The organism is Frankia sp. CcWB3 (assembly GCF_977927595.1).
In genome coordinates this window covers 1-14215 of record NZ_CDWRCK010000094.1, presented here as the reverse complement: position 1 = coordinate 14215, position 14215 = coordinate 1, and the positions used below count along the sequence as shown (strand labels likewise).

General features: G+C 70.8%; 13 protein-coding genes, 1 tRNA gene and 2 pseudogenes. 5 read left to right on the top strand and 11 right to left on the bottom strand.

Annotated elements, in window-relative coordinates; all coding sequences use genetic code 11:
- The 8 genes and pseudogenes from ACY5KJ_RS09590 to ACY5KJ_RS09555 form a co-directional block, all read right to left on the bottom strand.
- On the bottom strand, nucleotides 1-721 hold a 721-nt coding region (locus ACY5KJ_RS09590), incomplete at its 3' end, for a S8 family serine peptidase (protein ID WP_462203205.1).
- Nucleotides 722-947: 226 nt separating this feature from the next.
- A pseudogene (locus tag ACY5KJ_RS09585) lies at nucleotides 948-1106 on the bottom strand (ISL3 family transposase); the annotation flags it as partial.
- A 19-nt stretch (nucleotides 1107-1125) separates the two neighbouring features.
- Nucleotides 1126-1614 (bottom strand): annotated as a pseudogene (locus ACY5KJ_RS09580) (transposase); the annotation flags it as partial.
- On the bottom strand, nucleotides 1517-2068 hold the full coding sequence (locus ACY5KJ_RS09575; protein ID WP_462188786.1) for a transposase: 552 nt from the start codon (nucleotides 2066-2068) through the stop codon (nucleotides 1517-1519). The pseudogene ACY5KJ_RS09580 and the gene ACY5KJ_RS09575, both read right to left, overlap by 98 nt.
- On the bottom strand, nucleotides 2029-2310 hold the full coding sequence (locus ACY5KJ_RS09570) for a transposase domain-containing protein (protein ID WP_462188787.1): 282 nt from the start codon (nucleotides 2308-2310) through the stop codon (nucleotides 2029-2031). Before ACY5KJ_RS09570 ends, ACY5KJ_RS09575 begins: the two co-directional genes overlap by 40 nt.
- Before the next feature lie 415 nt (nucleotides 2311-2725).
- Nucleotides 2726-2801 (bottom strand) — tRNA-Ala (locus ACY5KJ_RS09565).
- A gap of 179 nt (nucleotides 2802-2980) precedes the next feature.
- A complete protein-coding gene (locus tag ACY5KJ_RS09560) occupies nucleotides 2981-4132 on the bottom strand; it encodes a ParA family protein (protein ID WP_462188788.1) in 1152 nt (383 codons plus the stop codon).
- Nucleotides 4133-4317: 185 nt separating this feature from the next.
- Nucleotides 4318-5172, bottom strand: coding sequence for a maleylpyruvate isomerase family mycothiol-dependent enzyme (locus tag ACY5KJ_RS09555; RefSeq protein WP_462188789.1), 855 nt, complete (start codon nucleotides 5170-5172; stop codon nucleotides 4318-4320).
- A gap of 234 nt (nucleotides 5173-5406) precedes the next feature.
- Between ACY5KJ_RS09555 and ACY5KJ_RS09550 the strand changes: the two genes are divergently transcribed.
- Entirely contained in the window at nucleotides 5407-5754 is a 348-nt protein-coding gene (locus ACY5KJ_RS09550) for a molybdopterin oxidoreductase (RefSeq protein WP_462188790.1), read from the top strand.
- A gap of 76 nt (nucleotides 5755-5830) precedes the next feature.
- On the opposite strand, the gene ACY5KJ_RS09545 is transcribed toward ACY5KJ_RS09550, so the two are convergent.
- A complete protein-coding gene (locus ACY5KJ_RS09545) occupies nucleotides 5831-5977 on the bottom strand; it encodes a DLW-39 family protein (protein WP_462188792.1) in 147 nt (48 codons plus the stop codon).
- Between the two features lie 101 nt (nucleotides 5978-6078).
- Complete coding sequence (locus ACY5KJ_RS09540; RefSeq protein ID WP_462188791.1) at nucleotides 6079-6870, bottom strand: nuclease-related domain-containing protein; 792 nt, start codon at nucleotides 6868-6870, stop codon at nucleotides 6079-6081.
- Nucleotides 6871-7246: 376 nt separating this feature from the next.
- Here ACY5KJ_RS09540 and egtA point away from each other — a divergent pair, with 376 nt between their 5' ends.
- The 4 genes from egtA to egtD are packed head-to-tail and all read left to right on the top strand — an operon-like array spanning nucleotide 7247 to nucleotide 12079.
- Nucleotides 7247-8743 carry an ergothioneine biosynthesis glutamate--cysteine ligase EgtA gene (gene egtA / locus ACY5KJ_RS09535; protein WP_462203204.1) on the top strand — a complete coding sequence of 499 codons (1497 nt, stop codon included), beginning with the start codon at nucleotides 7247-7249 and terminating at the stop codon, nucleotides 8741-8743.
- Nucleotides 8725-10188, top strand: coding sequence for an ergothioneine biosynthesis protein EgtB (egtB, locus tag ACY5KJ_RS09530; RefSeq protein ID WP_462187116.1), 1464 nt, complete (start codon nucleotides 8725-8727; stop codon nucleotides 10186-10188). Before egtA ends, egtB begins: the two co-directional genes overlap by 19 nt.
- Before the next feature lie 30 nt (nucleotides 10189-10218).
- Complete coding sequence (gene egtC / locus ACY5KJ_RS09525) at nucleotides 10219-10956, top strand: ergothioneine biosynthesis protein EgtC (protein ID WP_462187115.1); 738 nt, start codon at nucleotides 10219-10221, stop codon at nucleotides 10954-10956.
- Between the two features lie 43 nt (nucleotides 10957-10999).
- Complete coding sequence (egtD, locus tag ACY5KJ_RS09520) at nucleotides 11000-12079, top strand: L-histidine N(alpha)-methyltransferase (protein WP_462203203.1); 1080 nt, start codon at nucleotides 11000-11002, stop codon at nucleotides 12077-12079.
- 50 nt (nucleotides 12080-12129) lie between these two features.
- Here the strand turns inward: egtD and ilvD are convergent, their stop codons facing one another.
- Nucleotides 12130-13983, bottom strand: coding sequence for a dihydroxy-acid dehydratase (gene ilvD / locus ACY5KJ_RS09515; protein ID WP_462187119.1), 1854 nt, complete (start codon nucleotides 13981-13983; stop codon nucleotides 12130-12132).
- Between the last annotated feature and the right edge of the window lie 232 nt (nucleotides 13984-14215).

Here is a 14215-nt window from a genome sequence, read left to right as displayed (position 1 = left end):
CGGACAGCACCATCGCCGAGTTCGCGAAGACGATGTCGGCCTCCGGCGCGACGCCGACGAGCCGGAACGGCGGCAGGCCCGCATCCCCGCCCGCGCCACTGCCCGCAGCGATGCCCGCCACGTGCGAGCCGTGGTCGGACTGCGAGCTGGTCCAGATCGCGTTCATCCGGTTGTTCGCGACCACGTCGGCGACGGCGGTCTGGTCCCACCAGACGCCGTACGGGAAGCCGGGCGGCGGCCCCTGGCCGGCCTCGGGCCGGGACACCTGGTCCCAGTAGCCGATCACGCGGCTCTTCGGCGGCATGACCCCAGGTACCGTGAACGTCGGGTGCGTGACCGTGAGCCGGTTGTCGAGGATGCCGACCAGAACGCCCTTGCCGGTCGCGCCGGGCGTCCCGCCGACCGAGTACGGCGGGGCCTGAGCGCGCACGGCGGTGGCCTTGATCTCCGGCATGCTGCGATCGATCAGCAGGTGCGTACGCGCTGAGGCGGCCAGCCACCGCACGCCCGGGACCGCCTCCAGCGCGGCCACGTCGGCGAGCCACACGGTACCGGTAGCCACCTCGCCGTCGTGGTGGCCGAGCTCGAGCCCGGCGGCGGTGAGCGCGGCCGGATCGTCCGCATACGTCACGAAGACGTCGACGCGGCGCTCAGGCTCCCCGTCGTGCCGCCAGCTCTCCAGCTCGCGCAACAGGCCCGCGTCGCAGCGGTCCCCGGCCACCTACAGCTGCCCGGGTGGATCGACAGACACGGTGACCGTCATGTCGTTGACCCCGTCCTCATCGTTTTCGTCGTCCTGGCGGTCGAAGACTGATCGAGTACCAGCACAGCGTACTGTGTGTCTGGGTGCGGCGATCATCTGTTTGTTGCCGATGTAGCTGGCGACGTAGTGAATGGGGGATGTGTCCAGAAAACGGCTCTGGCTCACTTTCGGCGGTGACCGAATGTCAGCCGAGCAGGATGCGGTGGCGGAGGAGGGTGAACTCGGCTCGGCCGTGCATCTGGCGCATGATCCGTCTGGTTTTGGTGTTCACGCCTTCGGTGCCGCCATTGTGGTGGGCCACAGCGAGGGCGGCGTTGACGGCCGCGCGGTCGAGGTCGAGTCCGCATCCCCCGACGGCGGAGCAAAGCCCGGTTCGCCCGGGAGCTGTAGGCCTTGTCCGCCATGACCCGGTCGGGACGGGTCCGGGGACGGCCAGGCCCCGACCGGGGAACACGGATCTTGTCGAGTACGGCCGAGAACTGCGGGCTGTCGCCGCGCTGCCCGGCGGTGACCAGCAACGCCAGCGGACGACGGCCCTGCTCGCAGGCAAGATGGATCTTTGTAGAGAACCCACCGCGGGAACGTCCCAGCCCATGGCCGGCCGGTTCTGTGACTACTCCTCCCGGAGGTTCCCGCCGAAGATCCCCCTTTTGCGTGCACCGGCGGCGTGCTGGTGGGCCCGGGCCACCGTGGAGTCGACGGAAACGTCCCAGGTGATCAGCCCTTGCGCGTCCGCCTGGGCCTGAAGCTGGGTCAGGATCCGTTCCCAGGTGCCGTCCCGCTGCCAGTTCCGAAACAGTCCGTAGGGGGCAGCCGCAGGCTGGCCTTGACCCGCCACAGCAACGCCGCACCAGTGTCCGCCGCCGCACACCAGTCCGTCCAGGAGTAGAAGTTGCGGTCCGCGAGCAACAGCCAGCCCGAGGCCAGCCGCGGGTAGAGGGCCCGGGCCAGGGCCTGCTCGCTGGCGGGCTTCGTCCCACCGGCCGGGCCGAGCGCGGCCAGGACCGGGACGTGTGAGGCACACTCGGACACGGTGACCGGGCAGACCTTCGGCAACACCCCCGGCGCGTCGTCGCGGCCCACCGGCACGCCGAACGCGGAGATGTTCACCTTCGAGGCCGGCACGTCCCATTCCAGCCCGTCGATACTCATCAGCCGCCACCGGGCGAGGAACGCCCCGGCCGTGTCCAGGTCCGCGACCGGCCCGGCGACCTGGCTGAACAGCTCCGCCAGCGGCTCGGTTCCGAGCCGCTGGCGGGCTTTGGTCAGCCCGCCCGAGGCCGGTCCCCACCGCAGCCCCACCACGTCGAGATCGGTGAGCGTGGCAGCGAGCCGGCGGGCGACCGCCTCGTAGTCGTCGTCCGCGCGAACAACGCGAGCGCCACCACGAAGTAGGCCACGACCTGCGGTGGGATCGTCGCATCGGAGCGCCGGGCACCCGCTCCGGTCGCCTCATCGACCGCATCACGCGGGACGAACGACGTCAGGACCCCCAGGGAAATCCAGTCCGTCAGCTGGCTACCCGCCACCGCCCCCGTGTCCGCCACAGCGCTCGATCATGCCGCCAACCAGACGGAACCACCTGAATCGACACACCACAGCCCACCAAGATCTAAATAGTGGAAGTGGCATTGAGGCAAGCCCCGATACAAACTCGCACACCGTCATCTTGGGACTTTCTGGTTCATGACCGCGCGAGTTCCGACTCCTCCGCACGAGGCATCATGATCCCGGCTAATCAGATGCCAGATCCCAGCGGAGACATCTTGGAGTGCACGCTGGCCGTCGACATCCCTTGCTCGACCAACCTCCCACGACTACCCAACGTAGTCGAGACTTGTCGATGCACCCGGGAATCGAACCAGACGATCAATACCCCGACCTGGACATTCTCTATTCGATCAAGGATCAGATCTCATAGAATTTACCTATTTGCCCAGGTCAGGGCATTGTTGCGCATCGTGGTGGAGACGAGGGGACTCGAACCCCTAACCCCTGCCTTGCAAAGGCAGTGCTCTGCCAATTGAGCTACGCCCCCGAGGGACGCACTCCGGCCGGGACGGAACCATTCGACGATGACCACCTCGGCGAAGCGCTTCACAAGCGTACGGCATGACGGTCTCCTCGGACGTTGGTCCGGCACGGGAACCACCCGGGAACCATGGGGGGACACCGATGCTCGGGGGGATCCGGTCTTCCGGCGGTCACAGTGCCCGCCTACGACCATCGTGCCCCGCGGGAGCCCTGTGGATAACCGGGCCGCGACTCCCCCAACCGCCACCCTGTGGATAACCGGCCCGTCGGCCAGGACCGGCGCAGGGTCGGATCGATGAAGGCCAGCCGCTCCCGCACCTTGACCGCGAGATCCCGGAAGTCGGAGTAGCACCGCCGCACCGCGCTCTGCGTACCGCCGAGCGCGCCGTCTCCGGCCCGCAGTTCGAACATCGGCTTACGGGCGTCGTGCGCCAGCGGGATCAGGTTCGCGTAGTGCCCCAGAGTGGCGATCTCGAAGGAACGGTCGTGCGGTCCGGGGTTCCCGCTGGTGAGCACCGAGGTCGCGAACACCTCGGGAATCCGGTCGAGCCACCGGTCGTGCGCCTTTGCCGGCCGGTCGGTCCGCGTCGGCGGCTGCATCACGATGTACCCGATCGGCATCATCAGCCCGCGCGGAGCCGAGATGCGCTCGGGAATCTTCGGCAGCACCGTGCCCTGCCAGGTGGAACGCCACTCCCGCAGCGTGGGGCCGAGGTTGCGCAGCCCCCGCAGCGAGAACAGGTCCGCTGCCAGTGGCATGAGCACGGTGTCGGCGGACAGCAGCGCGGCCCGGTTGATGGCCCCCAGATTGGGCCCCACGTCGATGAGCACGATCTCGGCGCCAACCAAGCGGGCACCATGGTCGATGACCCGGTGCAACGCCGTCGTCGTACGCAGCGCCGCGATGTCCTTGCCGAGGAAGCTGTTCGGCCAGGCGGCCGACAGCCGGTCCTCGAAGACGCTCAGCTCGACGTCACCGGGCAGCAGCCACAGGCCGTCCTCGATCGTCACCGGATCGAAGAGCGCGACGTCCCCGACCCCCTCCATGATCGGCCCGATCGCCGTCGCCATCGTCCCCGTACCGGGGACAATCCGAACCGGGCGCACGTCGAGGTCGATGATGGGCTTCGGCGCGGACGACGCGGTGACCTCCGGCTCCTCCCACAGCTGGGTCAGCTCGTCCTCGTCGAGGAACTGGGCGGTCAGGTTCGCCTGCGGATCGAGATCGACCGCGAGCACCCGGTGACCCATGCGCTGCAGCATGTGCGCCAGGTGGTAGGCGAGGGTCGTCTTACCGACGCCGCCCTTGTTGTTGAACAAGGCCATCGTGATCATGAAAAGCTCCGGCCACGATCCCCACGTCGCCCGCGCGCCGCCTCACCCCAGTTGTCCCTGTTGTCCAACACGGCAGACATTGTCGCGCTAGCCGGAAACCTCAGAAGAAGCCCGCCCCGTCGCGGGTCCCGCCAGCCCGGTCCGGGACGCCGAGCAGCCGGCCGGTCAGTCCGAGAAAGCGCCGGTCATTCCCAGGGGGCGAGGGTGGGCCAGTCCGGCCGGCCCGGGTCCCGGCCGGCGAGCCAGCGCAGCGTCGGCCTGGTGGGCGTATCGACGACCACACGCCGCTGCCCGCGACCGACGGCGGTCGACGGCCGGTCCCCCGGCGCCAGCACGACGGTGATCTCCGGGGGTACTCGGGCCGGCAGCCCGCGCAGGGTCCACTCCCATTCGGTCTGGACGTAGGCCGGGCTCAGGTCCGCCCAGCCGGGACCGCCGAGATCGGCAAGATCGAGGTCGACGAGGTGTATCTCGGTCTCCCGCCAGCGGAGGAAGACCAGATCAGCAAGGGTCGTCAGGCCATAGGTGGCGGTGTGCCCGAGACCCGTGCGCCAGACGTCGACCTGCACGCCGTCCCAGGCCCGCTCCAGCCGAGTCACCGCGGCCACCAGGTCGTCGCGGACCTGGGCGGCGGGCAGATCGCAACCGGCGGCGATGCCGTCCTCCCGCTGCTGCGCGCCCCCCGGGTACTGGGCCCGGATCCCACCGGCCCGGGCGGCTTCGACCATGCCGGTGTGACTGTCCGCGTTGCGGGCCAGGTGGGTGAGCAGGTGACCGACCGCCCAGCCCGGCAGGCCCGACGGACGGCGCACGACGATGTCGTCCAGCCGGCCGGCCACCTCCAGTAGACGCCGATGGGCCGCTGCACATCCGGCGAGCCGATCGTGCGGAACCACCGAGGGGAGGTAGGAGGGACCGGACGGCGGCGACGTGTCGATGCTCGACTCCTGAGCGATGCTCACACCCGCCCCGGAGTCGGCATCAACTCCCGCGCCGGGGACGATGGCGTCGGACGGTCGGGGCGAGGTCGGGGTGGTCATGGTTCTACGGTGCCCCCCGACGCCACCACACGCCACCACACGCCAGGTCAAGCCTCCTACCAGCGTCTTTACCCGCAGATTCCTTATAGTCGGCACACGTTGCGCTCGAGATCCGGGCCGCGTCCGACGCTCCCTCGATGGCCGACGTAACGCGGTGGAAACAGCTCCGAGCGAAAATACCCAGAGGAAGATACGGAAAGCATGCACACGGATACCCGGCGGAAGGATGAGCGGATGTTCACAACTCCTCGCTTCCTGCAGGGCATTGTCCCCTTCGAGGGCAAAGGTCTGGATGTTCCGATTTCGCTTGGCTCGTCGTTCAGCTACGTCGTCCCAGCCGGCATCACCGCCCAGCCGCTCTACTTCCGGGGCGGCAACTCGACGGACGAACTGATCTGCCCGATCCTCCTGCGGAACGGGGTTCCCATGCGCTTCTTCCCGATCGGAGCGCGGGGTTCAATCCACGTGCCGCTGCGCGTCGTCGAGGATCTGGTGTCGGAGACGCACATCGAGCTGCACCTCGCCGCCCCGGCCGGGCTGGTCGGCACCCTGGTCGCCGACGTGGGCCTAGTCGAGCTCTGAGGCTGAGGCCCTGAGCTGGAAGCTTCGGCGGGCTGACCCCCCGGGGCGGGCTGGCATCCCGGCCTTGCCGTGGACCTCAGCGCCCGCCGGCCGGGGCGCCCGCCGCGGAGGTCGCCTCCCGCCAGAGGTCGATCTCCTCCTTGCCCCTGCTGCGGCGCCGGACGGCGGTCAGCGCGGCTCCGGCGCTCGCCAGTAGAGCCAGCACGGTCACCTTGCGAACCATCTCGTCTCCTTCGTAGGCCACCTTCACCCAACGGTATCCCGCCCGCCGGCACCGTGGCCGGACCGGGTCGCATCGCCCTGATCAACGTCACCGCAGGCTGATCAACGCCGCAGCAGGCCGCGCAGCCGGGATCGGGCCGGCCAGGACGGCGGGGGTCCCGACACCGCATAGGCCGGGAACACCCGCTCGGCCACGTCGACCAGCATCGCCACGTCGATGGGCCGAAGCACGACCCCGGCGGAGAGCACGTAGTCGGCCACCCCGGTGGCAGGCAGCAACAGCACGCCCTCGACGAGGGCCAGGCCGGCGGGAAGATCCGCGCGGGCGAAGGCCACGACCGGCTGGACCTCCAACTGCCAGCCCGCCGGCAGTTCCGCGAGGAGCTGCGCGGTGGCCTCCTCGCCCATCCACGCGACCAGCCCCAGCATCGCCCGCAACGGAACCTTGCCGGCCCAGACCCCGGCGGCGTTCTGGCGGATCGGTCCCGGATGGGCGTCGGTCTCGATCACCCAGGCCCCGGACGGCCCGATGACGAGATGGTCGATATTGCCGGCCGAGTCGGCCAGCGCGCGGTCGTGCAGGACGGTGTAGCCGGCCCGGACCAAACGGTCCAACGCCCGTGCGGTGCTGCGTTCGGCCTCCGCGTCCTCGCGCCAGGCCTCGATCTCCGGCGGGGACCGGAGAAACCGGGTCGCCGCGACGAGGACCACCACGACGGCCGAGATGATCGCGAGCTGCACGGCCACGAGCGCGGGCAGCCCGACCAGGAGGCTGACCACGGCGACGACGAGGGCGACGGCACCCGCTGTCGCCCCGGCGACGGCCATCGCCCGCCGTTTATGATCACCGCGCTCGGCGACGTACAGCTGCTTGCGCCGCAGGTACTCGGCCATGGCCGAACGTCCCGCTGACTGCCGATCGGACACGTCCGCGGTCACCACCTCCCGGCGCCGTCACGACGCCGTTGCGCTCGGCGTTGTCTCCGGGTCCGGAACCGGCTCCGCCGTCAGTCAATCACGGCGTGCTACTGACTCCCGGTCCGTCCCGGTCACCATTCCATCGAATACACAACAGCGACAGGGTCAAGGGTGTGGAATATGCGAGGGAGAAGCACGTTGAAAACACATCTATACCACCCATCGGCGAGCTGGGCGAGGCGACACCGAGTACGGCGGCCGGGTAGGAGGCCGGCAGCGCCGGGGAGAACCCACCAGAGGCCGCCGCCGGGCGCGGTGTCGAACAGTTGCAGTGCCGGAGAGGAGCCACAGGATGCCACGCCACGTGACACCCGAGGGGATCCGGAATGACGAGCCGCAACCACCACACCCTCACTCACAGCCACAGCGGCGGGCGATCGACACCGACCAGGTACGGGCCTTCGCGGCCGGCTGCGTCACGCCGGTCCACGGGACAGGCGATGAGGCGGCCCGCGGGAACGCCCGCAAGGACACCCGGGGGGACGGCCATAGGGATGCCCGGGGGAACGGTGGCCCGACGGTACCGGGAGGATGCGTCGGCATCGAGACGGAGTGGCTGGTCGTCGACACGCAGGCGGTCCACTGCCTGATCCCGCCGGCCCGCACGCTGGCGTCCCTCGCCCGGATTCCCGGGACCACCCCGGGCCCCGGCGGGCCGGTCCTGCCCGGGGGCAGCCGCATCACCTTCGAGCCCGGCGGCCAGCTGGAGCTGTCCGGGCCGCCGGCCGAGCTCACCGCGGCTGTGCGGGCGACCTCCGCCGATCTGAACCTGGTTCGCTCCGCCCTGGCGGTGGACGGCCTGGCCCTCGTCGGCATGGGGGTCGATCCCCTGCGCGTCGGGATGCGGCAGACCACCGCGTCCCGGTACGCGGCGATGGAGGAGCATTTCCGGACCGGGGGCGGGGCGTCCGGCACGGTGATGATGTGCTCGACCGCCTCCGTCCAGGTCAACCTGGACCTCGGCGGCTCGCCTGCCGAGGCGGCGCGGCGGTTCCAACTCGTCCACGCTCTCGGCCCGGTCCTCACCGCCCTGTTCGCCGCCTCACCCGCGTACGCCGGCCGCCGGACCGGATGGCGGTCGACCCGCCAGGCGGTGTGGGACGGCATCGACGCGAGCCGGACCCGGCCCGTCGCGGCCGCTCTCACGGCCCCGGGGTCCAGCGACACCGAGCCCGATCTCGTCGACCTGTGGGCGCGGTACCTGCTCGACGCCAAGCTGATGATGGTCGGGAATCCCGCCGGGGCCGGCGACCCCAAAAACGATCATCATTTCGTCGCGGTCCGGGACGGCTCGACCTTCGGGGACTGGCTCGCCGGCCGCGGCCCGGTCACCCGTCCCCCGACCCGCGACGACCTCTCTTACCACGCGACCACGGTGTTCCCGCCGGTCCGACCGCGTGGCTGGTGGGAGCTGCGCTACCTCGACGCGCAACCAGGTGACGGCTGGCAGGCCGCCGTCGCGATGCCGACGGTACTGCTTGACGACCCGGTCGCCGCGGACGGAGCGTTCGAGGCGTGCCTGGCCGTCGCGCATCGCTGGCCGGCCGCGGCGATGCTCGGCATGGCCGACGAGCCCCTGCGACGCGCGGCGGTGCGCTGCGTCGACCTGGCCGTGAGCGCCCTGCGCCGCGGCGGCGCGACCGATCTCGCCGAGACGGTCGAGTCGTTCGCCGGGCGCTACCTCGACCGCGGCCGATGTCCGGCCGACGAACTGACCGAACGACTTCTCGCGATCGGCCCGACCGGTCTGCTGCGTGAGGAGGCCCACCGGTGCGTCTCACTCGTCTGACCCAGTCCCCGGCGTCCCCGGCCGACCCAGCCGACCCAGCCGACCGGGAGACCGCCGCCGCCCAGGAGGCTATGCCGACCCAGGAGGCTATGCCGATCACCGCCGACACCGTCGCCGACGCCCTCCGGGCCACGCGCCGGCGTTCACTTACGTACACCGACATCGCCGCGGAGGATCTCCTCCGCCAGCACTCGCCGCTGATGTCCCCGCTGGTCTGGGACCTCGCTCACGTCGGCAACTACGAGGATCTCTGGCTGGTGCGCGCGCTGGCCGGCGGCACCGGGACGCGGCCGGGGCTCGACGACATCTACGACGCGTTCCGGCACAGCCGCGCGAGCCGCAGCCGACTGGCCCTGCTCGGCCCCGCCGAGACCAGGGCGTACCTGCACGAGGTCCGCGGCCGCACCCTCGACCTCCTCGACCGGTTCGGACCCGACCGGTTCGGACCGGTGGCCGGCGCCACCGCGGAAACCGCTGCCGTACCGGAGCGGGAACGGCTGCTCGCCGACGGCTTCATCTACGGCATGGTCGTGCAGCACGAGCACATGCACGACGAGACGATGCTCGCCACGCACCAGCTCCGCCAGGGACCGCCGGTACTCGCTCCCGGCGCGGCGCCACCGCCCGGCCGCCGGGTGCCGCGGCCGGAGGTCCTCGTGCCGGCCGGCGAGTTCACCCTCGGCACCAGCACCCATCCCTGGGCCTTCGACAACGAGGGTCCCGCCCACCGCGTCCACCTCCCCGCGTTCTGGATCGACACCATCCCCGTCTCCAACCGGGCGCAGATCGCCTTCATCGACGCCGACGGCTACGACGACGAGCGGCTCTGGTCGACGGCGGGATGGGAATGGCGCCAGACGGAGGGCCTGAGCGCGCCCGCGTTCTGGTGGCGCGAGGGCGGCACCTGGCTACGCCGCCGGTTCGGCCGGGTCGAGCCGGTTCCCCTCGACGAGCCGGTCCAGCACGTGTGCTGGTACGAGGCCGAGGCGCATGCCCGCTGGGCCGGCAAGCGGCTGCCGACCGAGGCCGAGTGGGAGAAGGCCGCCGCCTACGACCCGGTCACCGGACGTTCACGGCGGTATCCGTGGGGGGACACCGATCCGACTCCGGAGCGTGCCAACCTGGGCAACCGGACGAGCGGCCCGGCCCCGCTGGGGGCCTATCCCGCGGGCGCGAGTCCCTGCGGAGCCGAACAGATGATCGGGGACGTCTGGGAATGGACGGCGAGCGGGTTCACGCCGTACCCGGGCTTCGCGTCTTATCCCTACCGGGAGTACAGCGAGGTCTTCTTTCCGAAGGCCGGGCGGGAGTCGTCCTTCCGCGTCCTGCGCGGGGGCAGCTGGGCGACGGACGCCGTCGCCGTCCGCGCCACGTTCCGGAACTGGGACTACCCGATCCGCCGGCAGATCTTCGCCGGATTCCGGCTGGCCCGCGACGCCGGGTGACGAGCGAGCACGTGTGCGAAGGAGACCTCGGTGTGTCGGCACCTCGCCTGGATCGGAACGCCACGGACCCTGGCGGGGCTGACCCTGGAGCGTCCGTACAGCCTGCTGCGCCAGTCGTGGTCGCCGAGGCGGATGCGCCACGGCACGGTGAACGCCGACGGGTTCGGAGTCGGCTGGTACGCCCCGGCGCTGCGGGCGGCGCCGGCCCGGTTCCGCCGGGCCGTGCCGATGTGGACGGACGCCTCGTACGCCTCGATCGCCGGCGCGGTCGCCTCCGGCTGCGTGCTGGCGGCCGTGCGTAGCGCCACCGTCGGCATGCCGGTCGAAGAGAGCGCGACGGCTCCCTTCACCGACGGCCACCGGCTGCTCAGCCACAACGGCCGGGTCGACCCGGTGGCCGTCCGGCGGATGCTGCGCGACCGGCCCGACGCTCCGGTCCCGGACTCGACGTGCGACTCCGCGCTGCTCGCCGCGCTGGTGTGGGAGCGCGCCGGGAAGCGTCCACTCGCCGAGGCGGTCGCCGAGGTCGTGCTGTCGCTGGACGCGGCGGGTCCGGGCGAGCGGGCCCGGCTGAACCTGCTGGTGGTGGATGGAACCCAGATCGTGGCGACCGCCTGGCGGGACAGCCTGTCATACCGGATGGAGAAAGATGGAGTCCTGGTCGCAAGCGAACCAGACGATGACGAACCGGGCTGGGTGGACGTTCCGGACCATCACCTCCTGGTAGCCGACACACACCAAGTCACTCTTCGTAACATGATCTCCTAGATCGGTTACCGTAGGTTGCACCACGTTGATGGAGGGCACATCCATGACACCAAGGACTCCGACAACCGCCCGGGCGGATGATGCCGTCCCTGAGGGGACGGGCGCGAACGGCACGGCGGAGATCCCATTCCCGGGTCTCTCCGTCGACCGCCACCTGCACGAGTCGGATCGCACCGTCACGCTGGCCCGCGACGTCCTCGCCGGCCTCACCGCGAGCCCCCGCGAGCTGCCGCCGAAGTGGTTCTACGACACCACCGGCGGCATGCTGTTCGACAAGATCACCCGGTTGGCGGAGTACTACCCGACCCGGCGGGAACGGGCCATCCTGGTCAGTTACGCCGACGAGATCGCGACGGCCTGTCCGGCCGACACCCTCATCGAGCTGGGATCGGGAACCTCCGACAAGACCAGGCTGCTGCTCGACGCGCTGCGGGCGGCCGGCAACCTCCGCCGCTTCATCCCCTTCGATGTCGACGAGGCAGCCCTGGTGCGGGCGGGTCGCGGGATCCTCACCACCTACCCGGGGCTCTCCGTGGCGGCCGTGGTCGGGGACTTCGAACGGCATCTGCACCAGCTGCCCCGAGGTGGCCACCGGCTGCTCGCCTTCCTCGGCGGCACGGTTGGCAATCTGCGCCCCGCGCAGCGGCAGAACCTCCTCCGTACGCTGCGCGGGCAGGCCGAGAGCTCCGACGCCCTGTTGCTGGGAACGGACCTCGTCAAGGACGTCGACCGCCTCGTCGCCGCGTACGACGACGGTGCCGGGGTCACCGCCGCCTTCAACCGCAATGTGCTGACGGTGATCAACCGGGAGCTCGGGGGCGACTTCGACATCCGCGGATTCGCGCACGTGGCGATCTGGAACGCCGAGAACTCCTGGATCGAGATGCGGCTACGTTCCGTTCGGGAGCAGCGCGTCTCAATCGCGACCCTCGCCGTCACGGCCGACTTCCAGCCGGGCGAGGAGATCCTCACCGAGATCAGCGCCAAGTTCACCCTGGACGGCATCGCCTCGGAGCTTGCGCTGGCGGGCTGGGCGGTGGCGCGGCAGTGGACGGATCCCGACGGGGATTTCGCCGTAACGCTCGCGACGCCGTCGTCCGCCCCCGCCGCCGTCCCGGTCTGAACCCGTCCCGGTCCGAGCCCGGTCCGAGCCGGGCCCGCTCGGACGCCTCGTCAGCCGCCGAGCAGACCGACGTCGCGCGCGGCACCGGTGGAGGCCGAGGTCGCCATCGCCGCATAGGCCCGCAGCGCCATGGACACCGGCCGTTCCCGCCCCGTGGGACGGTAGCCGCCGGCCGCGTCCAGCGCCGCGCGTCGGCTCGCCAATTCCTCGTCGGAGACCACGAGCTCCAGCCGGCGGGCCGGGATGTCGATCTCGATGATGTCCCCGTCGCGGACCAGGGCGATCGTCCCGCCGTGGGCCGCCTCCGGGGAGACGTGACCGATCGACAGTCCGGAGCTCCCGCCGGAGAACCGGCCGTCGGTGATCAGAGCGCACTTCGGGCCGAGACCGCGACCCTTGAGGAACGCGGTGGGGTAGAGCATCTCCTGCATCCCCGGGCCACCGCGGGGGCCCTCGTAGCGGACGATGATCACATCCCCGGCCTTGACCCGCCCGGTGAGGATGGCGTCGACCGCCTCCTCCTGGCTCTCGACCACGAGCGCCGGGCCGCGGAAGGCCCACTGGCTCTCGTCCACGCCGGCCGTCTTCACGACGGCGCCCTCGATGGCCAGGTTGCCGAACAGCACCGCGAGCCCACCCTCGGCGGAGTAGGCGTGCTCGACCGAACGGATGCAGCCGTCTCTGGCGTCGGTGTCGAGGGTGTCCCACCGATTGGTGGAGCTGAACGGCTCGATCGTGCGCACGCCACCCGGCGCCGCGTGGAACAGCTCGATCGCGCCCGGCGAGGGGCTCGGGCCGCGGACGTCCCAGCGGTCGAGGAACTCGCGCAGGCTCGCCGAGTGCACCGTATGCGGGTCCGGGTCGAGCAGCCCGGCCCGGTCGAGCTCGCCGAGGACCGCGGGGATGCCGCCCGCCCGGTGGACGTCCTCCAGATAGTAACGGGTGGAGCTCGGCGCCACCTTGCACAGGCAGGGGACGGTGCGGGAGATCCGGTCGATGTCGGCGAGGGTGATGTCGACGCCGGCCTCGACGGCGGCAGCCAGCAGATGCAGCACGGTGTTCGTCGAGCCGCCCATTGCCACGTCGACCGCGAAGGCGTTGCGGAAGGCGGCGGCGGTCGCGATCGACCGGGGCAGGACCGCCTCGTCGTCCTTCTCGTAGTAGCGCCGCGCCAGGTCGACCACGAGACGCCCGGCCTCGACGAACAGCTCACGGCGGGCGGCGGCGGTGGCCAGGGTCGACCCGTTGCCGGGCAGGGACAGCCCGATCGCCTCGGTCAGGCAGTTCATCGAGTTCGCCGTGAACATGCCGGAGCAGGATCCGCACGTCGGGCAGGCCGAACGCTCGATCATCGACAGGTCGCCGTCCGAGATGTCCGGGTTGACCGCCGCCGACATCGCGGTGATGAGGTCCAGCCTGGACCGGGCCGTGCCGCCGGAGATGACCGCATTGCCCGACTCCATCGCCCCGCCGGAGACGAACACGGTCGGGATGTTCAGCCGCAGTGCCGCGAGCAGCATCCCCGGGGTGATCTTGTCGCAGTTGGAGATGCAGACCAGGGCGTCGGCGCAGTGGGCGTTCACCATGTACTCGACGCTGTCGGCGATGAGCTCGCGGGACGGCAGCGAGTAGAGCATCCCGCCGTGCCCCATCGCGATGCCGTCGTCCACGGCGATGGTGTTGAACTCGCGCGCCACCCCACCGGCCTCGGCCACCGCCCCGGCCACCAGCGAGCCAAGGTCACGCAGGTGCACATGCCCCGGAACGAACTCGGTGAAGCTGTTGGCCACGGCGACGATCGGCTTGCCGAAGTCATCGTCGGTCATCCCGGTCGCGCGCCACAGGGCGCGGGCGCCGGCCATGTTCCGGCCGTGGGTGGTGGTACGGGAGCGCAGGGCGGGCATCTCGACCTCGAAGATCAATTCAACGGCGCTGCTGGCGGGGACCGCCGGCACTGGCAGACGATGACACGACGGTACGCCACCGCACGGACGGGTCCGGTCAGCCAGGTCGCGGGGCCCGGCCAGCCGGGCGGCGAACGGCGAGCGACGGGATCAGGGGCCAAGGACCAGGGATGAGACCCGGAATCAAGGACCCGGAATCAGGAATCAGGGCCCGCTTCGGCGGGGGCGGGGA

Coding starts and splice junctions, on each gene's coding strand:
- ACY5KJ_RS09560 (WP_462188788.1), bottom strand. CDS start 4,132: ATGATCACGATGGCCTTGTTCAACAACAAGGGCGGCGTCGGTAAGACG.
- ACY5KJ_RS09555 (WP_462188789.1), bottom strand. CDS start 5,172: ATGACCACCCCGACCTCGCCCCGACCGTCCGACGCCATCGTCCCCGGC.
- ACY5KJ_RS09550 (WP_462188790.1), top strand. CDS start 5,407: ATGTTCACAACTCCTCGCTTCCTGCAGGGCATTGTCCCCTTCGAGGGC.
- ACY5KJ_RS09545 (WP_462188792.1), bottom strand. CDS start 5,977: ATGGTTCGCAAGGTGACCGTGCTGGCTCTACTGGCGAGCGCCGGAGCC.
- ACY5KJ_RS09540 (WP_462188791.1), bottom strand. CDS start 6,870: ATGGCCGAGTACCTGCGGCGCAAGCAGCTGTACGTCGCCGAGCGCGGT.
- egtA (WP_462203204.1), top strand. CDS start 7,247: ATGCCACGCCACGTGACACCCGAGGGGATCCGGAATGACGAGCCGCAA.
- egtD (WP_462203203.1), top strand. CDS start 11,000: ATGACACCAAGGACTCCGACAACCGCCCGGGCGGATGATGCCGTCCCT.
- ilvD (WP_462187119.1), bottom strand. CDS start 13,983: ATGCCCGCCCTGCGCTCCCGTACCACCACCCACGGCCGGAACATGGCC.